At 40.3% G+C, this 25,293-nt stretch carries 21 protein-coding genes and 3 tRNA genes; 13 read left to right on the top strand and 11 right to left on the bottom strand.

Annotation, left to right across the window (positions count from 1 at the left end; translation table 11 throughout):
- Positions 1 to 12 precede the first annotated feature (12 nt).
- Positions 13 to 1,170 carry a ribonuclease D gene (rnd, locus tag LQ983_RS01380; protein WP_230621384.1) on the top strand — a complete coding sequence of 386 codons (1,158 nt, stop codon included), beginning with the start codon at positions 13 to 15 and terminating at the stop codon, positions 1,168 to 1,170.
- 84 nt (positions 1,171 to 1,254) lie between these two features.
- On the opposite strand, the gene LQ983_RS01375 is transcribed toward rnd, so the two are convergent.
- The 5 genes from LQ983_RS01375 to pgsA form a co-directional block, all read right to left on the bottom strand.
- On the bottom strand, positions 1,255 to 2,640 hold the full coding sequence (locus LQ983_RS01375; protein WP_230621383.1) for a cytochrome-c peroxidase: 1,386 nt from the start codon (positions 2,638 to 2,640) through the stop codon (positions 1,255 to 1,257).
- A 918-nt stretch (positions 2,641 to 3,558) separates the two neighbouring features.
- A tRNA-Lys gene (locus LQ983_RS01370) sits at positions 3,559 to 3,634 on the bottom strand.
- A 49-nt stretch (positions 3,635 to 3,683) separates the two neighbouring features.
- Positions 3,684 to 3,770: transfer RNA gene (locus LQ983_RS01365), tRNA-Leu, on the bottom strand.
- A 1-nt stretch (position 3,771) separates the two neighbouring features.
- A tRNA-Gly gene (locus tag LQ983_RS01360) sits at positions 3,772 to 3,847 on the bottom strand.
- 154 nt (positions 3,848 to 4,001) lie between these two features.
- Entirely contained in the window at positions 4,002 to 4,559 is a 558-nt protein-coding gene (pgsA, locus tag LQ983_RS01355) for a CDP-diacylglycerol--glycerol-3-phosphate 3-phosphatidyltransferase (RefSeq protein ID WP_048748936.1), read from the bottom strand.
- 183 nt (positions 4,560 to 4,742) lie between these two features.
- On the opposite strand from pgsA, the gene metC reads away from it, so the two are divergent.
- Together metC and LQ983_RS01345 are read left to right on the top strand one after the other, a co-directional pair.
- Positions 4,743 to 5,936, top strand: coding sequence for a cystathionine beta-lyase (gene metC / locus LQ983_RS01350; RefSeq protein WP_230621382.1), 1,194 nt, complete (start codon positions 4,743 to 4,745; stop codon positions 5,934 to 5,936).
- A gap of 200 nt (positions 5,937 to 6,136) precedes the next feature.
- Positions 6,137 to 7,225 carry a porin gene (locus tag LQ983_RS01345; protein WP_230621381.1) on the top strand — a complete coding sequence of 363 codons (1,089 nt, stop codon included), beginning with the start codon at positions 6,137 to 6,139 and terminating at the stop codon, positions 7,223 to 7,225.
- A gap of 131 nt (positions 7,226 to 7,356) precedes the next feature.
- Here LQ983_RS01345 and dnaJ read toward each other — a convergent pair whose 3' ends face one another.
- The 4 genes from dnaJ to dnaK all read right to left on the bottom strand — a co-directional run bounded on the left by dnaJ (position 7,357) and on the right by dnaK (position 12,519).
- Positions 7,357 to 8,484, bottom strand: coding sequence for a molecular chaperone DnaJ (gene dnaJ / locus LQ983_RS01340; RefSeq protein WP_230621380.1), 1,128 nt, complete (start codon positions 8,482 to 8,484; stop codon positions 7,357 to 7,359).
- Positions 8,485 to 8,754: 270 nt separating this feature from the next.
- Positions 8,755 to 10,023, bottom strand: coding sequence for an O-acetylhomoserine aminocarboxypropyltransferase/cysteine synthase family protein (locus LQ983_RS01335; protein WP_230621379.1), 1,269 nt, complete (start codon positions 10,021 to 10,023; stop codon positions 8,755 to 8,757).
- 75 nt (positions 10,024 to 10,098) lie between these two features.
- Positions 10,099 to 10,497: a GyrI-like domain-containing protein gene (locus tag LQ983_RS01330; RefSeq protein WP_230621378.1), complete on the bottom strand. Its 399-nt coding sequence runs from the start codon at positions 10,495 to 10,497 to the stop codon at positions 10,099 to 10,101.
- Positions 10,498 to 10,617: 120 nt separating this feature from the next.
- The gene (gene dnaK / locus LQ983_RS01325) at positions 10,618 to 12,519 is read right to left on the bottom strand and encodes a molecular chaperone DnaK (protein ID WP_230621377.1); all 1,902 of its coding nucleotides are present in this window, start codon (positions 12,517 to 12,519) and stop codon (positions 10,618 to 10,620) included.
- Positions 12,520 to 12,859: 340 nt separating this feature from the next.
- Between dnaK and LQ983_RS01320 the strand changes: the two genes are divergently transcribed.
- The gene (locus LQ983_RS01320) at positions 12,860 to 14,296 is read left to right on the top strand and encodes a YdgA family protein (RefSeq protein WP_230621376.1); all 1,437 of its coding nucleotides are present in this window, start codon (positions 12,860 to 12,862) and stop codon (positions 14,294 to 14,296) included.
- A gap of 356 nt (positions 14,297 to 14,652) precedes the next feature.
- On the opposite strand, the gene argS is transcribed toward LQ983_RS01320, so the two are convergent.
- Positions 14,653 to 16,386, bottom strand: a complete 1,734-nt coding sequence (argS, locus tag LQ983_RS01315; protein ID WP_230621375.1) for an arginine--tRNA ligase — start codon at positions 16,384 to 16,386, stop codon at positions 14,653 to 14,655.
- A gap of 99 nt (positions 16,387 to 16,485) precedes the next feature.
- Here argS and LQ983_RS01310 point away from each other — a divergent pair, with 99 nt between their 5' ends.
- The 6 genes from LQ983_RS01310 (at position 16,486) to LQ983_RS01285 (ending at position 21,343) form a co-directional block, all read left to right on the top strand.
- The gene (locus LQ983_RS01310) at positions 16,486 to 17,073 is read left to right on the top strand and encodes a VOC family protein (protein ID WP_230621374.1); all 588 of its coding nucleotides are present in this window, start codon (positions 16,486 to 16,488) and stop codon (positions 17,071 to 17,073) included.
- A gap of 96 nt (positions 17,074 to 17,169) precedes the next feature.
- Positions 17,170 to 17,625, top strand: coding sequence for a glycine zipper 2TM domain-containing protein (locus tag LQ983_RS01305; protein WP_111305836.1), 456 nt, complete (start codon positions 17,170 to 17,172; stop codon positions 17,623 to 17,625).
- A gap of 137 nt (positions 17,626 to 17,762) precedes the next feature.
- Entirely contained in the window at positions 17,763 to 18,845 is a 1,083-nt protein-coding gene (gene prfA / locus LQ983_RS01300) for a peptide chain release factor 1 (RefSeq protein WP_109103717.1), read from the top strand.
- A gap of 45 nt (positions 18,846 to 18,890) precedes the next feature.
- The gene (gene prmC, locus LQ983_RS01295) at positions 18,891 to 19,790 is read left to right on the top strand and encodes a peptide chain release factor N(5)-glutamine methyltransferase (RefSeq protein ID WP_230621373.1); all 900 of its coding nucleotides are present in this window, start codon (positions 18,891 to 18,893) and stop codon (positions 19,788 to 19,790) included.
- 9 nt (positions 19,791 to 19,799) lie between these two features.
- Positions 19,800 to 20,654 carry a 3-deoxy-8-phosphooctulonate synthase gene (gene kdsA / locus LQ983_RS01290; protein WP_230621372.1) on the top strand — a complete coding sequence of 285 codons (855 nt, stop codon included), beginning with the start codon at positions 19,800 to 19,802 and terminating at the stop codon, positions 20,652 to 20,654.
- A 176-nt stretch (positions 20,655 to 20,830) separates the two neighbouring features.
- The gene (locus tag LQ983_RS01285; RefSeq protein ID WP_230621371.1) at positions 20,831 to 21,343 is read left to right on the top strand and encodes an NlpC/P60 family protein; all 513 of its coding nucleotides are present in this window, start codon (positions 20,831 to 20,833) and stop codon (positions 21,341 to 21,343) included.
- A gap of 86 nt (positions 21,344 to 21,429) precedes the next feature.
- On the opposite strand, the gene LQ983_RS01280 is transcribed toward LQ983_RS01285, so the two are convergent.
- Complete coding sequence (locus LQ983_RS01280) at positions 21,430 to 21,879, bottom strand: LexA family transcriptional regulator (RefSeq protein WP_230621370.1); 450 nt, start codon at positions 21,877 to 21,879, stop codon at positions 21,430 to 21,432.
- Between the two features lie 317 nt (positions 21,880 to 22,196).
- Here LQ983_RS01280 and sstT point away from each other — a divergent pair, with 317 nt between their 5' ends.
- From sstT to dinB, 3 genes are all read left to right on the top strand, one after another.
- On the top strand, positions 22,197 to 23,435 hold the full coding sequence (gene sstT, locus LQ983_RS01275; protein ID WP_230621369.1) for a serine/threonine transporter SstT: 1,239 nt from the start codon (positions 22,197 to 22,199) through the stop codon (positions 23,433 to 23,435).
- Between the two features lie 173 nt (positions 23,436 to 23,608).
- Positions 23,609 to 24,070, top strand: a complete 462-nt coding sequence (locus tag LQ983_RS01270) for a hypothetical protein (protein WP_230621368.1) — start codon at positions 23,609 to 23,611, stop codon at positions 24,068 to 24,070.
- A gap of 74 nt (positions 24,071 to 24,144) precedes the next feature.
- Positions 24,145 to 25,251 carry a DNA polymerase IV gene (dinB, locus tag LQ983_RS01265; RefSeq protein WP_111294568.1) on the top strand — a complete coding sequence of 369 codons (1,107 nt, stop codon included), beginning with the start codon at positions 24,145 to 24,147 and terminating at the stop codon, positions 25,249 to 25,251.
- The last annotated feature ends 42 nt before the right edge of the window (positions 25,252 to 25,293 follow it).

Raw genomic sequence — 25,293 nt, 5'->3', positions numbered from 1 at the left:
TCCTTTATTTCTATGACATATCAAATAAAAGAATGTAACACCCCGCCACACTTTCAATTAATTACCGATGATCAGGCATTGCTTGATGTTTGTGAACAGGCGAGAGCGCAAAGTGCGGTGGCATTAGACACTGAATTTGTTCGGGTCAGAACTCTGCATCCGAAATTGGGCTTAATTCAATTATATGCCGGTGATGAGGTGGCGTTAATTGACCCGACAACGATTCAGGATTTTTCCCCTTTTATTGCCTTACTTGCTGATGAAAGCGTATTGAAAGTATTGCATGCTTGCGGTGAAGATTTGGAAGTTTTTCAGCATTATTTCGCGCAATTACCGCAGCCTATGTGTGATACGCAGGTGATGGCGAATTTTCTTGGTTTTGCCGGTTCTGCCGGTTTTGCTACGTTGGTGCAACATTATTTCCACATTGAAATTGATAAAGGGGCATCACGCACCGATTGGTTGGCGCGCCCGTTATCAGAGATACAGCTACGATATGCCGCTGCGGATGTATGGTATTTATTGCCTTTATATGCGCAAATGCAGATACAACTTGAGCAAACCGAATGGCAAAGTGCGGTCAAAAATGAATGTGAATTTTTGCTGAACAAGCGGGCACATGCTGTTAAAAATCCTGATACGGCTTATATTGCGATTCCTAATGCGTGGAAGTTAAATCCTTTAGAATTAATGCGTTTAAAATTGCTAGCAAAATGGCGCATGGAAGAAGCTATGAGACGAGATTTAGCGCTAAATTTTGTAGTACGTGCAGAAAACTTATGGCAAGTGGCAAAATACAATCCGAAGAACACATCAACTTTATTAGAGCTCGGTTTGAGTACGGCAGAAGTTCGTATTCACGGTAAGAAATTGCTACAAATTATTGATCAGGTGAAACGCATTTCAGAGGATGATTATCCGCAGCCAATTCAACGCCTGGCGGATGATTCGCGCTATAAAGCTGCGTTGAAAGCAATGCAACAACAATTAATACAGATTGCGCCGGCGAATTTACCGAAAGAAGTGATTGCCAGTAAGCGTCATTTAGAAAGTCTGATGAAGTGGCACTGGCGAAAAGAAACGGAGGATGAGCCGCCGGAATTATTAAGTGGTTGGCGTAAACCATTTGGTGAAAGCCTGTTGGAATCCTTAAAAGCATTCGATGCATAAGATATTTAAATAAAAAAAGTGCGGTGAATTTTTACGACGTTTAAAAACGTGTTGAAAATCCACCGCACTTTTTATTGATGGCGATTATTGCAATTTCTTACCTTCAAACTCACCATTGAGGCTTTCTAAGAAAGACGTAATGTCATCAATGTCTTGCTGTTGCGGTTTCACATTGCTTTGATATTGCAACATAATGCGAACAGCTTCTTTCAAGTCTTTTGCAGAAGCATCGTGCATATAAGGCGCAGTTAATGCAATATTACGCAATGACGGCACTTTAAAGCGATGCATATCATACGGATCCTTGGTTTGTGCGAAACGACCTTGATCGGCTTCAGTGATTGGTGTACCGCGATCTTTAAAGTAATCGCCGTAAATACCCATGTATTCATAAGATTGGCCGCCCATATTCACACCGGTATGGCAGGTGTCGCATTTATGTTTCTTAAACAATTCGTAACCTTTTAATTGCTGTTCATTTAATGCGGTTTTATCGCCTTTTAAGTAGCGGTCAAAATCGCTATTTGGGGTGATCAAGGTTTTTTCATATTCACCGATCGCGTGGGTTAATGTCGCTTGGCTCACTTCAGGATACACTTTTAAGAATTCTTTTTTGAATTCTTCATCCTGTTTAAATTTCGCTACGATCTCATCCCAGGTGTGGCTACCCATTTCAACCGGGTTAATCGGTGGTCCACCTGCTTGATCGGCGAGATCGATTGCACGACCATCCCAGAATTGGACGAAGTTAAATGCGGCGTTAAATACGGTTGGCGCATTGATGCCGCCTTTTTTGCCTTCAATACCGATAGAAACATCCAAGCGGTCAACCCCACCTTTGTCGAGTTGGTGGCAGGTTTCGCATTGAACGGTACCATCTTGAGAGAGACGATCGTCCATAAAGAGTTTACGACCAAGTTCTACTTTGACAGGATCCGTTATGATGGAATCCGGAATCGGTTGGATCAGACTGTGAGGATTTGTCCCTTCCGTATTTGCCGGTAAAAAGGCTTTACGTTGTTCGCGAATCCAATTTAATAGCGTGGTTTTTTCGTTTTCATCCGGACGACTTCCCCAGTGAAGATGACGGAATGTCGCTACCGGCATTTCGTTATTTTCAATCACGCGTTCAAGTTTTGCTAAATCAACTTCAGATAATTTACTTGGATCTTTTAAGCCATCTAGTAATTTATTTAATAAAAAGACGCGTTTACCTGATTCAATATCGTGACTTAAGATGGAATCCGCTAACGGAAGATTAGCATAGAAAGGCAAATCAACATTAGGGGAGTGACAATATTGACAACCGTTATCTAACAAGATTTTAGCAACCTGTTGTTGTTCAGCAGAGTAATTGCCTTCAGCAAGTAATTTTTCTGACTGCCCCTTATCATATTGATGGATATACCCAACAATGCCTAAATAACCGGCAATCGCGATGACTGCGGCTTTAAGTACAAATTTTTTCATAATCATGCTCCAATATTAAAAAAGTAAAAACAGCAGGGCGATTATGGCTAAAAATAAAATATAACCATATGATTTAAATCAATAAATTTAATTTGAAAAAGCAATGGGTGAAATTGCTTTTATTAATCAAAAAGAGGTAATTGAGTGAGAGGTATGCACAAAGAAGACTTGAAAACACCATAAATAAATCGAATTGAAAGAGAATTATCAATAGGCAAAACTAAATTTTGGTGGGCAAACGATGCTAGGAAATTATTTTTCTATAAAAGAGAACCGCGCCGAATTCGACGCGGTTCGGTTTCACCCGAAGGTGAGTTCATGGTTTTCTAATGCGCTAGGAGTGACGCCAATCTAACAAAATCAATTTGATGTTCAGCTTGACTTGTTTTAAGCCTTCCTTTCATTCTTGCTTTTTGAGAGAAGCAGAACGCCACAAATGGGAACGTATCTAGTGATGCATGTAGTTGCTACCGTTCTCCGGTAGCTGAAACGTTCGTTCCGTAAATCCTAAGATATTCGCCTTGACTCCGTCCCTTTCACCGCTGTTGTTACTTTATAACGACTAAAGAAAGAAGCAGCAACACTCATGTTGAAGTATTATAGTTATAATAGGAAGAGGCCTTTGACTCTTGGCCGATAGCTTTGTCGAAGACACCCAAGGAATCATCAAATTGTCCTTGTGTGTAATTCTCTTTCTATATCGAACCCTTACGAATTATTCATAATAGAATTGCTTATTCTCACGTACAATCAAACGTTGTTTTTCAAGTGGAGCTAAAACTGTTAATGCTATTTTCGATAATTGTCATAAGGAGAGGAACACGCGTTTAATAAATAAGGGTAACGCCTTATTTTATTCGTTAAAGAGAAAATAAAGATTAAGAGAAAGAATATATCGAATAATTGGGTATTTATATTTGGTGGGTCGTGAAGGATTCGAACCTTCGACCAACGGATTAAAAGTCCGCTGCTCTACCGACTGAGCTAACGACCCAACGATATGATTTAAAAGGGGAATTTAATAAACTAAGGAGTGTATTAAATGGTGCCCGAGGCCAGACTTGAACTGGCACGCCTCGAAAGGCGAGGGATTTTAAATCCCTTGTGTCTACCGATTCCACCACTCGGGCTTGGAGCGGGAAACGAGGCTCGAACTCGCGACCCCGACCTTGGCAAGGTCGTGCTCTACCAACTGAGCTATTCCCGCATCATCATTTAGCAGTGCTAAACAACGGGGTGCATTTTACTCATTTATGATTGTGAGTCAAATAGAAATTTAAAAAAAATTATTTAACTGCTTAAAAAAAATTCAACTTTGGAAAAAACTCAAAATAAAAATACGGCCAAAAACGACCGCACTTTTATTCGCGTAAGTCTTCTAATAGACTGTCTTTAGCCGCATTCAGATATTGCAACATAGACCAAATTGTTAAAATGGCAGCAACATAAAGCAGAACTATGGCAATGATTTCCATTGCGGTGTTATAACGCCATAATAATCCGCCTAATGCGAGCATTTGGGAGGTTGTTTTTACTTTACCTAACCAAGATACTGCGACTTTACTGCGGCTACCTAATTCAGCCATCCATTCACGTAAAGCAGAAATAATAATTTCTCTTGAAATGACCACGATTGCGGGAATCGTAATCCAAAAAGTATGGTTATATTCCACCACTAAGACTAACCCCGCGACCACCATAATTTTATCCGCGACAGGATCCAAAAACGCACCGAATCGGGTGGTTTGTTTCCATTTTCTTGCTAAATAGCCATCAAGCCAATCGGTGACACCGGCAATGAAGAAAAGTAGAGTAGTTAAGAAAGGCGCCCAATCGAAAGGTAAATAAAAGGTAATAACAAAGAAAGGAATCAAAATAACGCGAAAAATCGTAAGGAAAATGGGAATATTAAGTTTCATGATTCATTTTGCTAGAGGTGAATAGTGTGCTTATTCTAAATCAGATTCTTCCCTTTTAAAATGCCAATTTAGAAATTTGATTTAAAAAGAATCTAGTGATGATAAGAATTTAGCGTTAATATTTTTAACGGCAAAAACGACCGCACTTTTACTCGATTTTTTATTATTTTATAGGATGTCATCATGTCAGAAAAATCTCTTGCAACCGCGTTAGTTCATGCGGGTAGAAAAAAACGTTATACCCAAGGCGCCGTTAATCCAGTGGTGCAACGTGCTTCTTCTTTGGTTTTTGATTGTTTAGCCGATAAAAAACACGCCACAATGAATAGAGCAAAAGGTGAACTCTTTTATGGCAGACGCGGCACACTAACACATTTTGCTTTGCAAGATGCAATGTGTGAATTAGAAGGTGGTGCAGGTTGCTATTTGTATCCTTGTGGTGCTGCTGCTGTGACAAACAGCATTCTGTCCTTTGTACAAACCGGTGATCATATCTTAATGACCGGTGCGGCTTATGAACCGACACAGGACTTTTGTAATATCATTCTGCAAAAAATGGGGGTGGCAACCACATATTATGACCCGATGATTGGGGAGGATATCGCTCGGCTAGTTCAACCGAATAGCAAAGTTTTATTTCTTGAATCGCCGAGTTCGTTAACCATGGAGGTGCCTGATATTCCTGCCATTGTGAAAGCTGCGCGAAAAGTGAATCCGGAAATCGTGATTATGATTGATAACACGTGGGGCGGTGGCGTTCTTTTTAACGCTTTAGAACATGATATTGATATTTCCATCCAAGCGGGGACGAAATATTTAGTGGGGCATTCTGACGTGATGATTGGTACCGCCGTGTCTAATGCCCGTTGCTGGGATAAATTGCGTGAGCATTCCTATTTAATGGGACAAATGGTGGATGCCGATAGCGCTTATACGACAGCTCGTGGTTTGCGCACGTTGGGTATTCGATTAAAACAACATGAGGAAAATAGCATTAAAGTGGCGCAATGGTTGGCACAACAACCTGAAGTCAAAGCCGTATATCATCCGGCATTGCCAAGCTGCCCTGGGCATGTGTTTTTCCAACGAGATTTTCTTGGAGCAAGTGGTCTGTTTTCATTTGAATTAAAGCAAAAACTCACCCAACAACAGTTACAAGCGTTTATGGATCATTTTGAATTATTTACGATGGCGTATTCTTGGGGCGGGTTTGAATCGCTTATTCTTTGTAATCAACCGGAAGAAATAGCCAAAATTCGCCCGAATATTTCGCGTAAATTAGAGGGAACGCTGATTCGTATTCATGTTGGTTTGGAAGATGTTGATGATTTAATTGAAGATTTAAATGCCGGGTTTAGACGATTAAATGCAATTTGAGAACGTTTTTTCCTAAATTGACGTAGGAAAATGTGATCTGTATCAGAAAATAGGCAGAAAAAAAGGAACTTTTTATTGACGATCTAATTTTTCTTTGGCAACATTTAGTCGCTTCAAAAGAAGTAGCTTGGACTATTCGCAATTTGAAAAGTTCAAATTTACCTTAATAACAAGTAAGTTCTGAAAAAGGAATGAAGATTATGAAAAAGACAGTAATCGCATTAGCAATCGCTGCATTCGCAGCAACCGGCACAGCAAGTGCTGCAACAGTTTATAATCAAGATGGTACTAAAGTTGAACTTGGTGGTTCACTACGTATTTTCTTAGGTAAATTAGGAAAACATGAACGCGGTGACTTGGTTAATGATGGTTCCCGTATCAAAATTAATGCATCTCATGAGTTAGATAACGGTTTATCTGCATTTGCAGGTTATGAATTGCGTTTTGAAAGAGATGCTTATAAAAATAAACAAACAGCCGCTAATGATTTTGGCGATCCTACAACCCGTAAATTATTCGTTGGTTTAGGTTTTGAAAATGTAGGTAAATTGAGCTTTGGTCGTCAAGCAACAAATGCTGATGATGTATTAGGCGATAGCTTATACTACAGATCAGGCGAGTATGGCATCTTAACGACTCGTTCAGATAAATCTGTTAAATTCCGTTCAGCAGACTTCAATGGTTTTAGTTTTGGTGTGGATTATCTATTTGGTGATGCTGATAAGACCAGAACTCAAGCTGTTCCACCTGCAACAGCAACTTCCAAATATAAAAGTGGTTACGGTGTAGCTGCATTCTATAATTATGACATTGCTGAAAATCATAAATTTGACGTTGCTGCTGGTTATACTGTAGATCAACTTGATAATACAGAAACAACAACAACTCAACAAAAAAATCATAACTGGTTGTTAGCAACTCACTATCAACTTAACGATTTCTACTTTGGTGCTGCTTATGGTCAAGGTGTACAAAAAGTCAGATCTGATGAAAGCAAAAACAGAACTAAATTCATCTTCTTAGAATCTAAATATGACTTAAATGGTCTTACCGGTATTCCATCAACTGTTGGTTTACAATGGGTACGTTTAGGTACTAAATATGATGAAAATGCTTCAGCGCAAGATAAAGCGAAAAATGTGAAAAACCAATATATCGCAGTAGTTGACTACAAATTCAATAAATATGTAGTACCTTATGTACAATATACTCGTGCAACTGAAAAAGATAACCTTGGTCAACGTACCAACGAAAATATCTACGGTGCAGGTTTACGCGTACACTTCTAATTTGAGTTAATACTCATTAAAAAGACCGACATTATGTCGGTCTTTTTTTATACCTGAGTTTTTATGATTAAAAAAGTGCGGTAGAAATTCTAAGTATTTCTACCGCACTTTGGTTTTAGATTTTGTTAATTTTACTTCGTTAAATCATCAAAGAAACGTTTTACACCATCGAGGAAGCTAGAGGATTTCGGGCGCTGTTTCGTTTGCCCTTCTAAGCTTTCTTCAAGCTTCCGTAGCAATTCTTTTTGTTCTTCCTTGAGTTTTACCGGTGTTTCTACCACAATTCGACAGATTAAATCACCGGCATACCCACTACGCGTAGAAGTAACACCTTTGCCACGCATACGGAATAATTTACCTGTTTGAGTCTCTTCCGGGATTTTTAACTTAACGCGTCCATCCAATGTTGGCACTTCAATTTCGCCACCAAGAGCAGCCATAGTGAAGCTAATCGGGACTTCACAATAAAGGTTGCTGCCATCACGCTCAAAAATGTGATGATCTTTCACATGGATTACAACATATAAATCGCCTGCCGGTGCGCCATTTTCACCTGCTGCGCCTTCGCCCGATAAGCGTAATTGATTTCCGGTATCCACGCCTGCCGGGATTTTTACGGAAAGGTTTTTCGGTTTATTCACTCTGCCGTCACCGTGGCAAGTTTTACACGGTTTCTCAATTTTCTTACCGGTCCCATGACAGAAATGACAAGGTTGTTCCGTTACAAAGAAACCTTGTTGACGGCGTAAGCGACCTGAACCGTGACAATGTGGACAGGTTTCCACTTTTGAACCGGCCTCAGCGCCAGAGCCATGACAAGTTTCACAAGGGGCAAGAGTATGAATTTTAATGTCTTTGGTCGTGCCTTTGACGGCTTCTTCAAGGGTGATTTCAAGGTCATAGCGTAAGTCATCACCACGCACAACGCGTTGGCGACCACGTCCGCCGCCACCGAAGATATCCCCGAACATATCGCCAAAAATATCGCCGAAATCCGCACCACCAAAACCACCACCGCCGGCACCGAAACCTTGTTCAAAGGCTGCGTGGCCGTATTGATCATAGTTGGCCCGTTTTTGCTTATCGCTAAGGACTTCATAGGCCTCTTGGATTTCTTTAAACTTTTCTTCTTTCTCTTTATCACCTTGAGTTCTGTCTGGGTGATATTGCATTGCGAGCTTTTTATAGGCACGCTTAATTTCTTTTTCATCGGCGGATTTAGAAACGCCGAGAAGTTCGTAGTAGTCTTGTTTTGCCATAATGTTTCAATTTTCCGTTTAAAATATCAAATGCTACTTCTATGATTATGTATTGTATTATATGAACAATAGTTCTAAACACCAAAATGATGTCAAAGGCAGAAATATCAAGAGCCAACACATGAATTTATTAGGGCATGGCTCGGCTTATTTTCGTTTGTTGACAGCCAAACGAAAGTCAACAAACCAAAATGAGCCGTTTATATTTCTGTTACGATATGATTTTGTCGTTGTTCAAAGAGGCAGGCCGATTGCCTGCCTTGAATGCCATTATTTTGCCGCATTGAAGGCTTGTTCTAAATCCGCCAAAATATCTTGAACACTTTCAATACCACAAGAAAGGCGAATTAATCCTGCGGAAATCCCTGCTTTTTCTAATTCGACTTCACTTAATTGGCGATGCGTTGAGGTCGCAGGATGTAACGCACAAGTACGAATATCCGCTACATGCACTTCACGCGATGTCATTTGTAAAGCATTTAACCATTTTGCCGCGGCTTCTTTACCGCCTTTTATTTCAAAAGAAATGACGCCACATAAACCATTTGGTAAGTATTTTTGTTTAAGCGCGTAATCAGGAGAGCGGATTAATCCCGGATAGCTGACATTTTCTACTTGTGGGTGTTTTTCCAAAAACTCGGCGACCGTTTGAGCATTTTCATAATGACGTTGCATACGCAATGCAAGGGTTTCCATGCCGACATTCAACAAGAAACTGTTTTGCGGTGCCGGTGTTGCGCCTAAATCACGCATTAATTGCACGCGCGCTTTAACAATATAAGCGGCAGGGCCAAAGGTTTCTGTATAGACCAAACCGTGATACGTTTGGTCCGGTGTGCTTAATTGCGGATATTTGCCGTTATTCCAATTAAAGTTGCCACCATCCGTAATAGATCCGCCAAGTGCAATGGCATGACCATCTAAATATTTGGAGGTGCTATGAATAACCACGTTTGCGCCAAATTCGATTGGGCGGCAAAAATAAGGAGTGGCAAAGGTGTTATCAATTAATAATGGCGCCTCTGCAGCTTTCGCTAAGGCAGCAAATTTTTCAATATCCAATACACGTAACGCCGGGTTTGCAATGGTTTCGGCAAAAACAGCTTTGGTATTTGGACGAATGGCTTTTTTGAGTTCTTCGAGTGGCAAATCTTGATCCACAAAACTAACTTCAATCCCCATTTTTTTGAACGTGTGTGCAAATAAATTATAGGTGCCGCCATAGACACAAGAGGAGGAAATAAAGTGATCACCGGCTTCTAAAATATTCAGCATTGCGTAAAAAACCGCCGATTGACCTGACGCGGTACACATTGTTGCCACACCGCCTTCAAGTGCGGTAATTTTTTCTTCTGCGGCATTCGTGGTTGGATTTGCCAGGCGAGTATAGAAATAGCCAGCTGCTTGCAAATCAAATAATTTACCGATTTCTTCTGCAGAGTCGTAAGTGTAAGTCGTGCTTTGTACGATAGGTTGAACGCGAGGTTCACCATTTTTAGGGCTATAGCCGGCATGGAGACATTTTGTTGCAAATTCCATTATTTTTCCTTGGGTTGTGTTTGTTTTGAGGGGAAAAGTGCGGTCATTTTTTATAAAATTTTACGCACTTTGAGCTTAACAATGTGGTACAACGGCGATATAAATTTCTACTAAACCATCAGGGTGGTATTTTTCAAAATCCACAGAATAAGCCCGCTTAAGTAAACCTTGTTGTTCTTTTTTCCAGATCAGTTGCCATGTTTGATAAATTTCATCTAGTTGGCAACGAAAAACTTCGTAGAAAGTCAAATCTTCAATTTCAATCACCGGGATATTTGTCTCTAATACTGCTTCACTTGCAATCGCAAAATCATAGTCTGCTTGGTGATTCATCGCATAATTAAAATAAATGCCATAACAATAGTGGCCTTGTGGTAGTTTATCGAAATTGTTTTGCCAAAGGGTTGGGATCATCTCATTTGCTATGTCGTTATTTAAGCGTTGTTGTACGATGGGGTAGAGTTTTAACGCCATTTATCCTCCTGGTTTATTTTTCCTGACTTCACTTTTTTAAATAAAGTCAGGAAAAATTGTGGTTGATGAATACACCAAAAGGGCGTATTGCTACGCCCTTCTATTTTAGAGAGAGTGAAATTACTTATTATCTTTCACTTCTTCAAACTCGGCATCGACAACATCATCATTTGGTTTGCTGTTGCTTTGCGCTTGTTGTGGCTCGCCTTGCGGTTGAGCAGTTTGTGCAAGTTTTTGTGCAACTTCGGCGAGGGCTTGAAGTTTGGCTTCAATCACTGCTTTGTCTTCGCCTTTCACGGCAGCCTCTAAGTCGCTTAATGCACTTTCGATAGCGGCACGATCTGCGGCTGGAACTTTATCACCTGCTTCTTCTAATTGTTTACGTGTACCGTGTACAAGGTGATCGGCTTGGTTGCGCGCTTGTACTAATTCTTCAAATTTACGGTCAGCTTCAGCGTTCGCTTCGGCATCGCGTACCATTTGTTGAATTTCTTCATCACTTAAACCAGAAGACGCTTTAATGGTGATTTGTTGTTCTTTACCTGTGCCTTTGTCTTTCGCAGAAACATGGATGATACCGTCTGCGTCGATGTCGAAGGTCACTTCAATTTGTGGCATACCGCGTGGAGCAGGGTTGATGCCTTCAAGGTTAAATTGACCTAAAGATTTGTTGGCAGAAGCTTGTTTACGTTCACCTTGTAACACGTGAATAGTTACCGCACTTTGGTTATCTTCCGCAGTTGAGAACACTTGCGATTTTTTGGTTGGAATCGTGGTGTTTTTCTCAATTAAGGTGGTCATCACACCGCCCATGGTTTCGATACCCAATGATAATGGGGTAACGTCTAACAACAATACGTCTTTCACATCACCGGCTAATACACCGCCTTGTACTGCTGCACCCACTGCAACGGCTTCGTCTGGGTTAACATCTTTACGTGGTGCTTTGCCAAAGAATTCTTCCACTTTTTGTTGAACAAGTGGCATACGAGTTTGACCACCCACTAAAATCACATCATCAACTTGGGAGGCACTTAATCCGGCATCGGATAATGCAACTTTCACCGGCTCAAGGGATTTCGCCACTAAATCTTCCACTAAAGATTCTAATTTCGCACGGGTTAATTTGATGTTTAAGTGTTTAGGACCTGTCGCATCCGCTGTGATGTAAGGAAGATTTACATCGGTTTGTTGTGCGGAAGAAAGCTCAATTTTTGCTTTTTCACCGGCTTCTTTTAAACGTTGCATTGCAAGCGGATCTTTGCGCAAGTCAATACCTTGTTCTTTTTGGAATTCATCGACCAAATAGTTGATCACACGGTTATCGAAGTCTTCACCACCTAAGTGAGTATCACCGTTGGTTGCCAATACTTCGAATGTTTTCTCGCCACCCACTTCATCAATTTCGATGATGGATAAATCGAATGTACCACCACCTAAGTCGTAAACAGCGATTGTTTTGTTACCCTGACCTTTATCCAAACCGTAAGCTAGTGCGGCTGCAGTTGGTTCGTTGATAATACGTTTAACTTCTAAACCTGCGATACGACCTGCATCTTTGGTTGCTTGACGTTGCGCATCGTTAAAGTATGCCGGCACGGTAATAACGGCTTCAGTAACCGGTTCGCCTAAGAAGTCTTCAGCGGTTTTTTTCATTTTTTTCAACACTTCGGCAGAAATTTGCGGAGGTGCTAATTTATCGCCTTTTACATTGACCCATGCGTCGCCATTGTCTGCGCGTGTAATTTCAAATGGCATGATGTCGATATCACGTTTTACTTCAGCATCTTCAAAACGACGGCCGATTAAACGTTTGATGGCAAATAAGGTGTTTTTCGGGTTGGTCACCGCTTGGCGTTTTGCCGGTTGACCGACTAAAATTTCGTTATCATTTGTATAAGCAATAATTGACGGAGTAGTACGATCGCCTTCTGCGTTTTCAATTACGCGTGGTTTATCGCCATCCATCACAGCAACACAAGAGTTTGTTGTACCTAAGTCAATACCAATAATTTTTCCCATTTTTTTTCTCCTCGTAAAATTTTAAATTCGGTGTAATGGTTTACGGATTGTAAGATGTGGATTGAATTTTGCATTTCAAGGCATTTATTTAAAAATTTTTTCAATGCATGAAAAGTGCGGTTCAAAAATCAGATGGATTTTCAGTGCTAGTTTTACCCAAAGGCTTGTTTCTAGAACGGCACATTTGCGGTTCAATCCTAATTCGTTTTGTAAAATGAGGATAAAAGTAAGAGATTCAAGAGGAAGAGAAAAATTTAGTGGTCTTTTTTCTAAAAAATTAAATTTGTGTTAGATTAGTCGAGCTATTTCACTTTTTATTCATTCATTAAGGACAGAGGGTATGAAAAAATCAACGTTAACGTTAGGCATTATTGCGGCATTAGGTGTCGCCTGGGTTGGTGGTGCATGGTACACGGGAAAAGTGGCAGAAGAAGAATTTGTCCATCAAGTCAATCTCGTGAATAAAGATCTTCATCAATCTGCGGATTCTCTCGGTTTGGATATTCGTTTTGATCATGTTTCTTTTGAACGTGGTTTATTCAGTTCTAAAACCAAATATGACATTTTAGTGGCTGAGCTTGAAAATCCGAGCAAAACCTGGACGTTGCCATTTGAAGGGACGTTATACCATGGTCCGTTGCCGTTAAATCAGTTAAGTCATTTTAATTTCATGCCAAGTCTGTTTTCCAGTGTGGATTTGATCACTAAAAATGAAACGACAGCCCCTTGGTTTGAAGCAACAAAAGGTAAAGCGCCTATTACTGTGACTACCTCTGTCGATTATAACCAAAGCGGATCTTCTCATGTGGATCTTGTGCCTTTTGAAGCTGTGATAGAAGAGGGTACGTTGGCTGTGAATGGCTTGGATATGAAACTGGGCTTCAAGCGCGATGGTGTGAATAAATTAGATTTTGCGCTGAATAAACTTCAATATAGTGAGCCGGATAAAAATGCTTCTGTTGAATTCAACGATTTAAAAATTGATGCTGAATATCAACGTATTCCGGAATGGACGTATCTTTCCACCGGTAAACAATCTTTATCAGGTGGTGCGGTGAAGTTCAACGCTATAGATTCTGAAGGGAAAAGCAATCACGTTGAATTTAAAAATTGGAAAGTCGATTTTGATACGGTGAGAAAAGATAAAATCTTAGATTCCGGTGCAAAAATCGCGTTTAATGGCGTTACTGTTCGTGATAAAGATTTGGGTGACTTAACGATTGATATGGCGTTAAATCATGTCGATGGCGAAACTTTCAACCAATTAATTCAGGTTTATAACGAATCCGCGAAACAACAGCATGATGTGCTTACCGATGAGGAAGTACAGATCACGAAAAAATTCATTGATACTCAACCGCAGTTTATCTTTAATCCGACACTTAACAATAAAGCCGGTAAATTAGCCTCCAATTTGGATATTTCTATGGCAAGCGCTGATTTTGAAAATGCTATCGGCCAAGGAAAGATTTTCCGTTTGTTTAACCACTTTATTTTCAAAATGGATGCCAATAAAGAGGCGTTAATTGAGGAAGCGGCGACGCTATTGCAGTTAGATCGACTTGATGATAAAGAACAGGCAACTAAAGTGGCAACAGAACAAGTTAATTTAGGCGTTAAAAACAGTGTGCAGCAAGGCATTCTGGTTGAGGACGGAAAATCCGTTAAACTCGATCTTGTGCTGGAAAAAGGTGAGCTTAAATTAAATGGAAAAGTGATTCCGGAAGAGCAAGTGGCATCTATGTTGTTCTTGATGGTGATGTCAATGGGGCAGTAATTCATATCGATATTCCTCGATAATATTGGGCATACAAAGTGCGGTCGATTTACAAAACGTTTTGAATGTCGACCGCACTTTCTGTTTATCGCGTCTTTCACATCGGAGAATAAATTGGTGTAAAACCGTGAGTGAGTTCACAAAATTACAAATAACCGTTTGCTTTATAATGGCATGTTGCTATCCTTAGCCCCAACAAAAATAAGTGCTATACAAATAGCCAAACATATTTTGCTTTCCGAGTAGTGCCTCCTGTGAGGCACTTTTTTTTATCCGGTTTTTCTCATTCTTGATGGCATGATTTTAAGGATAAAAAAATCCCGCCATAAAAAGCGGGATGTGATTTATTAATGAGATTACATTTTCTCAACGGTTTTAATGCCGAGTAAATCCAATCCTTGTTTTAGCGTTCTTTCTGTTAACAACGCCAGTTTTAAGCGACTGAGTTTCACTTGTTGATCGTCGTTATTCAGAATCGGGCAATGCTCGTAGAAGGAAGAAAATACGCCGGCTAATTCGTATAAATAAGCGCAAAGCACATGCGGTGTACCTTCTTTTCCGACCACTTGAACGGCTTCTTCAAATTGCAATAATTTGATTGCCAAAGCACGTTCTTTTTCATCCGTAATGCTTAATTGGGCTTGTTCTACTTCGCTTAGGGCAATTTGGCTACGATTGAAAATCGAACGAATGCGGGTGTAGGCATATTGCATATAAGGCGCCGTGTTGCCTTCAAAGCTCAACATATTGTCCCAGTCGAATACATAATCTGTGGTGCGGTTTTTCGATAAGTCCGCATATTTCACCGAACCGATACCAACAGCTTCAATGACATCCGCTTTTTCTTGCTCAGAAAGTGCGGTGGATTTTTGCGAAATTAATACGCCCGCACGTTCAATGGCTTCGTCTAATAAATCGGCCAGTTTTACGGTGTCACCACTACGGGTTTTGAATGGTTTTCCATCTTTGCCTAACATCATGCCGAAATTTTTGTGTTCTAGCTGGAAACTGTCCGGCACATAGCCCGCTTTACGGGTGATGAGCCAAGCTTGTTGCATATGTTGACTTTGGCGAGTGTCGGAGAAGACTAACGCACGGTGAGCTTTTAAGGTTTCGTAACGGTATTTAGCGGCAGCAATGTCAGTGGTGGTGTAAAGGAAACCGCCATCTTTTTTCTGTACAATAACGCCCATTGGATCGCCGTCTTTATTTTTGAATTCATCCAAATAAACCACTAATGCGCCGTCATCTTCTACGGCCAAACCTTGTTTTTTCAGATCTTCAACAATGCCCGGCAACATTGGGTTATACAAGCTTTCCCCCATCACATCTTTGTCTGTTAAGGTCACATTGAGACGATCGTAGTTGTGTTGGTTTTGTTGCATGGTGATTTTCACCAATTTTTGCCACATGGTACGGCAATATTCATCGCCACTTTGCAGTTTTACAACATAGTTACGGGCTTTTTCGGCAAATACCGGATCTTCATCATAATGTTTTTTTGCCGCGCGATAAAAGGCTTCTAAATCGCTCAATTCCATTTCGCTGGCATGTTCGTTTTCCATTTTTTCCAAATAGGCAATCAGCATACCGAATTGAGTCCCCCAGTCGCCCACATGGTTAGCGCGGATAACGTGGTTACCTAAAAATTCAAGTGTGCGTACGACGGCATCACCGATAATGGTTGAACGTAAATGTCCCACGTGCATTTCTTTGGCAACGTTTGGGGAGGAATAGTCCACCACGACAGTTTGTTTTTCCGGATTGTGTACACCTAATTTCGGATCTTGTACCGCGCGGTTGATGTTGTCTGCCAGCCAAGTGTCTTTTAGAAAAATGTTAATAAATCCCGGGCCGGCAATTTCTGTTTTTTCTGCAATGTCTTGTAATTCGGCTTTGTCTAATACGCTTTGAGCAAATTCACGTGGGTTTAATCCCAATTTCTTGGCGGCCGGCATGATGCCGTTGGCTTGATAATCACCAAACTGCACTTTGCCCGATTGGCGAACGAGGGCTTCACATTGTGCATCGGCACCGGCTGCAATCATCGCCTGTTTGATTTTTTCGGATAAAATAGATTGAATATTCACGGCTGAACCTTAAATTTTTTGAAATAAGTTTGGGCTGATAAAAAATAGCTCGATATAATACCGTTCTTTCACCTTTCAGAAAAGCCAAAAAGGAAAATTATGTCGTTTCGCTTTCCCCATAAAATGTTTGAAAAACAGACCGCACTTTTTGCCGACTTTCAGGATTTTGAGCAAAAAATTCAGGTATTGGCACAACAGATCAATTTAGATTTAAACCAATATGAAATTGATCACCTTTCTTTGCGGGTGAATACCGAGCAAACGGCAAATGCGTGGTTAACCCGATTGTTAGCGTATGGCTCGGTGTTGAGCGATAACCTGATTAACGGCAGAGTGATTTATTTGATTCAGTTACATGAGCCTTTGCGTTTGGCGCAACAAGAGGTTGATGTGGTGGAATTACCTTTCCCAAAAGATAAACATTATCCGCAGGAAACTTGGGAGCATATTGAGGTGGTTGTTCCATTTTTACCCAATGAAACTGCAGCAGAATGGTTAACAAGAATAAAAAATACATTCTTGCGGAACCAACCCGAACGTTTTAAAGTCAAAACGAGCGAACCGAAAGGGTGTGGTGAAAAACTGCTCAATTTGTCTGTTGCAGTAAGTTTTGTAGATAAAACGCAGAATCCTACTTGTATCAAGTTCCACCCATACAGCATCAAGCAAATTGTAAGCGCGGTTTGATGATATAAAGCGGTTCAATAAAATCAGATTCATCGTTTATTTATCAAAGAATAAATAAGCAAAATAAAAGGTTAATTTCATGTTTAAGGAGCTTTTATGAAAAAGATCGCATTAGCTATTTTAATGAGCTTAACTCTTGTTGGGTGTGCCAATGAAGATATTTATGGCGGTAACGTCTATTCGGGCGCTCAAGCGAAAGAAGCCCGCTCGATTAGTTACGGCACAATCGTTTCCACTCGCCCAGTGAAAATTCAATCAGACAATCAAGGTGTGGTTGGTACGATCGGTGGTGGTGCGATTGGTGGTATTGCCGGTTCCGCGATCGGTGGTGGCACAGGCAGGGCGTTAGCTACAGCTGTGGGAGCCGTTGCCGGTGCTGTTGTCGGCAGTAAGGTTGAAGAAAAAGCCAGCCAAGTTAGCGCCATTGAAATGGTTATTCGCAAAGATGACGGCAAAGAAATCGTTGTGGTGCAAAAAGCCGAAGCGAATCTCGTGCCAGGTGCACGTGTGCGTATTGTTGGTGGTTCACGTTTGAACGTTTCCGCACTTTAATCTAAGTAAGATGAAAAAGGCTTTTGGGATAGTCCGAAAGCCTTTTTTATTGCCTAAACTTCAATAACATTTCTATTCTGTGCTAGAATGCCCCGATTTTTTTATTTCCCTGTCCATTTTCCTTCTAAGGTTAAAGAATGAAACCCTCTATTATCAATAAATTAGATAGCTTAAAAGAACGTTATGAAGAGCTTGAAGCGTTGCTTGGTGATGCTTCTGTTATTAGTGATCAAGATAAATTTAGAGCCTATTCCAAAGAATATTCGCAACTTGAAGACGTGGTGAAAAGTTTTAGCCGTTGGAATCAGCTCAATGCCAATTTAGAAGAAGCACAGCTCCTGCTTGACGATCCGGAAATGAAAGAAATGGCACAAATGGAGATTGAAGAGTCCAAAGCCGAACTGGAACAAGTTGAGCAGCATTTACAAATTCTCTTATTACCGAAAGATCCGAATGACGAATATAACTGCTACCTTGAAATTCGCGCCGGTACCGGGGGTGATGAAGCTGGGATTTTCGCCGGCGATCTTTTCCGTATGTATAGCCGTTATGCGGAAACCAAACGCTGGCGTATTGAAGTGCTGAGTGAAAACGAAAGCGAGCAGGGCGGATTTAAAGAAATTATTGCCCTTGTCAGCGGCGATGGTGCCTATGGTCAATTAAAATTTGAATCAGGCGGTCACCGTGTACAACGTGTACCGAAAACAGAGTCACAAGGGCGTATTCATACCTCTGCGTGTACTGTTGCGGTGATGCCGGAGTTGCCGGAATCTGAAATGCCGGAAATTAACCCGTCAGATTTACGTATTGATACCTATCGTGCCTCCGGTGCGGGTGGTCAGCACATCAATAAAACTGATTCCGCCGTGCGTATTACGCATATTCCAACCGGCATGGTGGTGGAATGTCAGGATGAGCGTTCACAACATAAAAATAAAGCCAAAGCCTTGTCCGTGCTGGCTTCCCGTTTAGTACAACAAGAACAGGAAAAATTGGCACAAGAGCAAGCGGATACCCGTCGTAACCTTTTGGGGTCCGGTGACCGATCAGATAAAATTCGTACCTACAACTACCCACAAGGGCGTGTGACAGATCACCGCATTAACCTGACGATTTATCGCTTAGATGAAGTGATGAACGGTAAAATTGACGACTTGATTCAGCCGATTATCACCGAATATCAGGCGGATCAGTTGGCGGCATTGTCCGAACAAAATTAACGATGAGAACGAGCTTAACGGCTCGTTCATTTTTATTGAACAAACATGAACTACCAACAATGGCTGCAACAAGCCGCGCAAGCGTTAAATCAAGCAAATCCCGCTGAAAATGGTAAAACCGATGCACAAGTGTTATTGCAATTTGTAACAAAAAAATCGCGTGCATTTATTTTGGCTTTTGGCGAGACAGCGTTGGACGAAAAAACACAAGAAAAACTGACCGCACTTTTATCTCGTCGTTTGCAAGGTGAGCCCATCGCTTATCTTCTCGGTGAAAAAGAGTTTTGGTCGTTGCCATTAAATGTCTCAGCAGGCACGCTGATTCCGCGTCCGGATACCGAAATTCTGGTGGAAAAAGCGCTAGCGATTACCATTGAAAAGCTACAAAAGTGCGGTCAAGACTCCCAAGGTTTTCGTATTTTAGATCTGGGGACCGGTACGGGCGCTATTGCCTTGGCGTTAGCCTCTGAATTAAAACCGATTGCAGAAAAACAGCAAATTCAACCGGAAATTATCGGTGTGGATGTCATGCCGAACGTGGTGGCGTTGGCGACATCCAATGCGGAAAAAAATCAGTTAGACGTCAGTTTTTTGAAAAGCCATTGGTTTGACAAGGTGACAGGCACATTTGATTTGATTGTGAGTAATCCGCCTTATATTGATGCAAAGGATGAACATTTAACCCAAGGAGATGTACGCTTTGAGCCTTTGTCGGCGTTAGTGGCGGAAGAAGAAGGCTATGCGGACTTACGTCATATTATCGCCAATGCGCCGAAATTTATGCGGACAGGCGGTTATCTGTTGGTAGAACACGGTTGGCAACAAGGGGAAAAAGTGCGGTCGATTTTCCAAGAGAATTTTTGGACATCGATTGAAACTTTACGGGATTACGGAAATAATGAGCGCGTAACCTTAGGTTGTTGGGCTCAAACTGAAAATAAATAAGGAAGACATATGCAAAATAAATGCATTCAATTAGGCGATATTCAAATTGCCAACGATAAACCTTTTGTCTTATTTGGCGGCATGAATGTGCTCGAAAGCCGCGATATGGCAATGCAAGTGTGTGAAAAATATGTGGAAGTGACGCAAAAATTGGGTGTGCCTTATGTGTTCAAAGCCTCTTTTGATAAGGCAAACCGTTCTTCCATTCATTCTTATCGCGGTCCGGGCATGGAGCAGGGATTGAAAATTTTTGCCGAGTTAAAGCAAACATTCGGCGTAAAAATCATTACGGATGTACATGAAATTTACCAATGCCAACCGGTTGCCGAGGTGGCGGATATTATTCAGTTACCGGCATTTCTTGCTCGCCAAACAGATTTAGTCGAAGCGATGGCGCGTACCGGTGCGATCATTAATGTGAAAAAACCGCAATTTTTAAGCCCGGGACAAATGGGCAATATTGTGGAAAAAATCGCTGAATGCGGCAATGATAAAGTGATTTTGTGTGATCGTGGCACGAATTTCGGCTATGACAATTTAATTGTTGATATGTTGGGTTTCAGCGTGATGAAAAATGTCTCTAAAGGTTGTCCGGTGATTTTTGATGTGACCCATTCATTGCAATGTCGCGATCCGTTTGGCGCTGCCTCCGGTGGGCGTCGCGCGCAAGTTACCGAACTTGCTCGTGCCGGTTTAGCGGTTGGCTTGGCAGGCCTATTCCTAGAAGCTCACCCGGAACCGAGCAAAGCCAAATGTGATGGCCCGTCAGCCTTACCGTTAGATAAATTGGAAACCTTTGTTTCACAAATGAAAGCCGTGGATGATTTGGTGAAATCCTTCCCTGAATTAGACACCTCTAACTAGTCTCTTCAATATTCAATATATAGTGCATAAAATTCCTTTTATGCACTATATATGCGATAAAACATGAATTTTATGAAATTAAATTGAGCTTTTTCTGGATTTTTTCTTCATTTTACGCTAGGATCCGGCGAAATTTTGTCAATGAATCTCTATTTAAATAAAAAAATTTAATGTTTATGTTTAAAAAATTTTTGATGATTGTTCCTTTATTTGTTTTGACGGCATGTTCAAATTCTACAAAGAATGTTGCTGTTTCAGTGCAAGATCAAGAACAATTAAACCAATTAATTCATGCGCAACTGAAAACGAATAAACCGCATCAATATTCTGAGGTAATGGATAAACAACTTGCGAACGTATATCAAGAATGGGCAGGTACACGTTATCGTTTAGGCGGCCTGACGAAAGGGGGCATTGATTGTTCCGGTTTTATGCAAACGACTTTCTTGAAAGCTTATGGTTTAGCATTGCCTCGCTCTACATCTGAACAACGTTATGTCGGCACAAAAATTGAAAAAAGTGAATTAAAAGTTGGTGATTTAGTTTTCTTCCGTAAAAACAAGCATGTTGGCGTGTATATTGGCGGTGATAAATTTATGCATTCCAGCACAAGTCGTGGTGTCATTATTGAATCATTAAATGATGATTACTGGGCAAGAACTTATACTCAATCTCGCCGAGTGCTTTAAGTTTATTTTTCTGAAACAGAAAAGAGCGGTCAAAGGTGTTAGCATTTTTGACCGCTCTTTTATTTGAGATGCAGGTAGTTCTTTTATTAGGCGGCAAACCGGAGTGTATTTTTACGTTGTAGTTGATGAATGACATTGGTTACGGTGCCTACAATCGGTAGTTCTCGCCAGTTGGTCGTTTTAATATTTTCCATTTTAGAGTCCAAAGATAAGAAAATAAACTCCCCGTTGTTGTGTGCAATAAACTCATATACGTGAAATTCATTGTTTACTTCAAGGACGATCAATTCGTCTAAAAATAATTCGTCATTATTTTCTACGACCAACATATCACCTTCTTCAATTCCCCAGGCGAGCATATTAGGATTTGTCATTCGAATAAAACATGTTTGTTGAGGACGTTTAATGCAGTACAAGTTGAGATCAAGTTTTTTATTGAAACTACGATTTTCTTGTTTCATATCTTCAAAAAAAGGAATGGGTTGATAAGAAAACATGTGATCGTTTTGTGCAACAACGTTGTGGTGGTAGTTCATATCTGCTCCTCAGTAAAATTAACTGTATTTTTATACAGTCAAATATACTGTTTTTATATCCAGTAAGTCAACAGGTGAAAAATAAATTTTTAAATTATTTTTTCGATAGAATAATGCAGGAATTATTGTTTTCTAAAAAAGTATTAGGTTTATTAAATTTAATCTAAAGAAATTTATCAAAATTTCTATAAACTTAATGAAAGTTAAATGTTCGTATTTATTTTATCAAAAAATTCCGCTATCTTTATCGCCCTAGGGGAATCAGTTTTGATTCTAAGATCAACCGCAAGTGATTGCATAACTCTCGTTAACTTATTATGAATATGTCTCGTTTAATTTCACTCTTCTTCCAAGGCAGTTTGGTCAAACGTATTGCTGTTGGTTTAGTGTTAGGTATTTTGGTCGCACTCATTACGCCTATGTTACAACCGACATTAGGTTTTAACTTGGCTGAAAAAGTTGGTGTGTTAGGTCAAATTTTTGTTCGTTCACTACGTGCTGTTGCACCATTATTGATCTTTGTTTTGGTTATGGCGGCAATTGCCAATAAGAAAGTGGGCTCCAAAACCAGCATGAAATCCATCATTGTGTTGTATTTGGTCGGTACTTTCTTAGCAGCATTAGTTGCTGTTATTGCAGGATTCTTGTTCCCAACAGAGGTTGCATTATCAGTAAAAGAAGATATTTCCGCTGCACCAAAAGGCGTTGGAACCGTATTGTTAGATTTAATTTTCAATATGGTGGACAATCCGTTAAATGCATTATTTAAAGCGAATTTCATTGGCGTATTAACTTGGTCTATCGGCTTAGGTTTGGCCTTACGTCATGCTTCTGATGCAACTAAAACCGTGATTTCTGATATTTCTGAAGCGGTCTCCAAAATTGTTTATGTCGTTATTTCATTTGCGCCAATCGGTGTATTCGGTTTAGTTTCTGAAACATTAGCGGATAAAGGCTTGGTGGCATTAGGTGGCTATATTCAATTATTAAGCGTGTTAGTCGGCTCCATGTTGTTTGTTGCTTTTGTTGTGAATCCGGTTTTAGTTTTCTGGAAAATCCGTCGTAATCCGTATCCACTGGTTTGGACTTGTTTGCGTGAAAGTGGCGTAACCGCATTCTTTACCCGTAGCTCTGCAGCCAATATTCCGGTGAATATCAATCTTGCGAAACGCCTAAATTTAGATGAAGAAACGTATTCTGTTTCTATTCCGTTGGGCGCAACTATTAATATGGCCGGTGCTGCGATTACGATCACTATTTTAACGCTTGCGGCAGTGCATACATTAGGTATTGAGGTTTCTTTCGGTAGTGCGATTTTGTTAAGCCTTGTTGCCAGTTTATGTGCTTGTGGTGCTTCCGGGGTTGCTGGTGGTTCATTATTGTTAATCCCATTAGCGTGCAGCCTATTTGGAATTTCTGATGATGTTGCGGCACAAATGATCGGGGTTGGTTTCATTATCGGTATCTTACAAGATTCCACAGAAACCGCACTTAACTCATCTACTGACGTACTTTTCACTGCAGCAGCTTGCATTGCAGATGAAGACAAAAAGTAGAAGATAAAATTGCACGATTGAAATAATAAAAAAGGATAGAATTTTATCTATCCTTTTTACTTTTTATTTCGTGCGATATGTTCTCTCAGCTTATTAATTCTCCAACTATGGATATAGGTATTTGAATGAAATTATTAATCTCCCTTTTTTTATCTTTCATATTTGCAACCAATATGGCTTTTGCAGTAGAAAAAAATTCCAAAGGAAAACTAAGTCAAATTGAGCAAGTTGATAAGAAAAGTCAAAACGTACAAGATATTTCTTTTGGGGCTTTTCAAGATTATGTGGTGGTGAGTTTTGAAGGACGAGATATTGCCGTAGATGACAATAATCAGGCTTATGTCTTGGTTAAATTTATTGTTGAAAACAAAAGTGATAAACCAATAAAATTTTTCCAATGGTTAAGCGTGTATACATATGAAAAGCAAATTATTCATTTACAAAGCGTGCCGTTAAATTTTGAAGAATCAATGGCAGCAGGAGATAAGATTAATATTAATTTGCGCATTCCATTTAATAAAGTAGCAGGAGAATATCGTTCTTTGTTTAGCAATTTGCAAGAAAATTTAATGATTTATGCTGTTCCGGAGAAAGTTGTTTTTGCTGATGGACAACAAATTAATGTTGCGCATTAAATGCTGTTTATTTATACAGTGATTTATGCTAAAGTGCGGTTAGAAAATAACATGTTTTTTAACCGCACTTTTTTATGCCTGATTCTCTTTCCTGCAAGCCTAGAAAAATTATTCACATTGATATGGACTGTTTTTACGCTTCCATTGAAATGCGTGAAAATCCTACATTGGCGGATAAGCCTGTTGCTGTTGGTGGAAGAGCAGAGCAACGAGGCGTGTTGACAACATGTAATTACATTGCCCGCAAGTTTGGGCTACACAGTGCAATGCCAACCGCACAGGCGCTAAAATTGTGTCCTCATTTGGTTTTACTGCCGGTTAACATGTCTCTATATCGCGAGGTTTCCCGTCAAATTCATCAAATTTTCCAGCGTTATACGACAATCATTGAACCGCTTTCTTTAGATGAGGCTTATTTAGATGTAACCGATTGTGATAAATGTGCCGGTTCGGCAACTTGGATCGCACAAGATATTCGCCAAGCCATTTGGGATGAACTTCGGTTAACCGCTTCTGCCGGTGTTGCACCATTAAAATTTTTAGCCAAAATCGCCTCTGATCAAAATAAACCGAACGGGCAATTTGTGATTGAGCCCAAAGATGTCGATGAGTTTGTTGCTCATTTGCCACTTAAAAAAATTCCAGGTGTGGGCAAAGTGACTTCGGAAAAATTACTGCAAATGGGCTTAGCATGTTGTGCAGATGTACAAAAAATTGATCGGCATATCTTGTTAAACGCATTAGGTAAGATGGGGCAACAAATTTGGTCATACAGCCATGGTATTGATGAGCGAATGATTCAGCCTCATCGAGAGCGTAAATCTATTGGTGTTGAAACGACATTATTGACGAATATTATTGCTTTGGAACAGGGCATTGCCGTGCTGGATGAGTTATATACACAATTAGTAAAACGGGTGCAGCGTGCTGCAGCTAATATTCCTTTTTCACAGTTGAGAAAAATCGGCGTGAAACTCAAGTTTGAAGATTTTCAGGTGACAACTCTAGAAAAAAGTGCGGTAGTTTTTTCGAGAGAAAATTTTCAACAGCTGCTAAGTCAAATTTGGCAACGGAGACAAGGGCGAAGTATTCGTTTAATTGGCTTGCATGTCATGTTGCCGGAAGAAAATCATTCCGGGCAAATGAGCTTGTGGGGATTTTCTGAAGAGGGTGATAACTAACCTTCTTTCTTTATGCTTTCTTTTTGGCAGGCTATAGAAATT

The sequence above is a fragment of the Aggregatibacter sp. Marseille-P9115 genome, assembly GCF_920939465.1.
Classification (GTDB): domain Bacteria; phylum Pseudomonadota; class Gammaproteobacteria; order Enterobacterales; family Pasteurellaceae; genus Aggregatibacter; species Aggregatibacter segnis_B.
Note: the sequence above shows the minus strand (reverse complement) of the source record. Positions and strands in the feature narration are given on the sequence as shown.

Bases quoted from the DNA above. Each gene is read 5' to 3' on its own strand.
- prfA (WP_109103717.1), top strand. From the start codon at position 17,763: ATGAAACCCTCTATTATCAATAAATTAGATAGCTTAAAAGAACGTTAT.
- LQ983_RS01375 (WP_230621383.1), bottom strand. From the start codon at position 2,640: ATGAAAAAATTTGTACTTAAAGCCGCAGTCATCGCGATTGCCGGTTAT.
- LQ983_RS01310 (WP_230621374.1), top strand. From the start codon at position 16,486: ATGTCGTTTCGCTTTCCCCATAAAATGTTTGAAAAACAGACCGCACTT.
- LQ983_RS01320 (WP_230621376.1), top strand. From the start codon at position 12,860: ATGAAAAAATCAACGTTAACGTTAGGCATTATTGCGGCATTAGGTGTC.
- LQ983_RS01280 (WP_230621370.1), bottom strand. From the start codon at position 21,879: ATGAACTACCACCACAACGTTGTTGCACAAAACGATCACATGTTTTCT.
- pgsA (WP_048748936.1), bottom strand. From the start codon at position 4,559: ATGAAACTTAATATTCCCATTTTCCTTACGATTTTTCGCGTTATTTTG.
- dinB (WP_111294568.1), top strand. From the start codon at position 24,145: ATGCCTGATTCTCTTTCCTGCAAGCCTAGAAAAATTATTCACATTGAT.
- LQ983_RS01345 (WP_230621381.1), top strand. From the start codon at position 6,137: ATGAAAAAGACAGTAATCGCATTAGCAATCGCTGCATTCGCAGCAACC.
- LQ983_RS01335 (WP_230621379.1), bottom strand. From the start codon at position 10,023: ATGGAATTTGCAACAAAATGTCTCCATGCCGGCTATAGCCCTAAAAAT.
- dnaJ (WP_230621380.1), bottom strand. From the start codon at position 8,484: ATGGCAAAACAAGACTACTACGAACTTCTCGGCGTTTCTAAATCCGCC.
- LQ983_RS01330 (WP_230621378.1), bottom strand. From the start codon at position 10,497: ATGGCGTTAAAACTCTACCCCATCGTACAACAACGCTTAAATAACGAC.
- prmC (WP_230621373.1), top strand. From the start codon at position 18,891: ATGAACTACCAACAATGGCTGCAACAAGCCGCGCAAGCGTTAAATCAA.
- dnaK (WP_230621377.1), bottom strand. From the start codon at position 12,519: ATGGGAAAAATTATTGGTATTGACTTAGGTACAACAAACTCTTGTGTT.
- metC (WP_230621382.1), top strand. From the start codon at position 4,743: ATGTCAGAAAAATCTCTTGCAACCGCGTTAGTTCATGCGGGTAGAAAA.
- LQ983_RS01305 (WP_111305836.1), top strand. From the start codon at position 17,170: ATGAAAAAGATCGCATTAGCTATTTTAATGAGCTTAACTCTTGTTGGG.
- kdsA (WP_230621372.1), top strand. From the start codon at position 19,800: ATGCAAAATAAATGCATTCAATTAGGCGATATTCAAATTGCCAACGAT.
- LQ983_RS01270 (WP_230621368.1), top strand. From the start codon at position 23,609: ATGGCTTTTGCAGTAGAAAAAAATTCCAAAGGAAAACTAAGTCAAATT.
- sstT (WP_230621369.1), top strand. From the start codon at position 22,197: ATGAATATGTCTCGTTTAATTTCACTCTTCTTCCAAGGCAGTTTGGTC.
- rnd (WP_230621384.1), top strand. From the start codon at position 13: ATGACATATCAAATAAAAGAATGTAACACCCCGCCACACTTTCAATTA.
- LQ983_RS01285 (WP_230621371.1), top strand. From the start codon at position 20,831: ATGTTTAAAAAATTTTTGATGATTGTTCCTTTATTTGTTTTGACGGCA.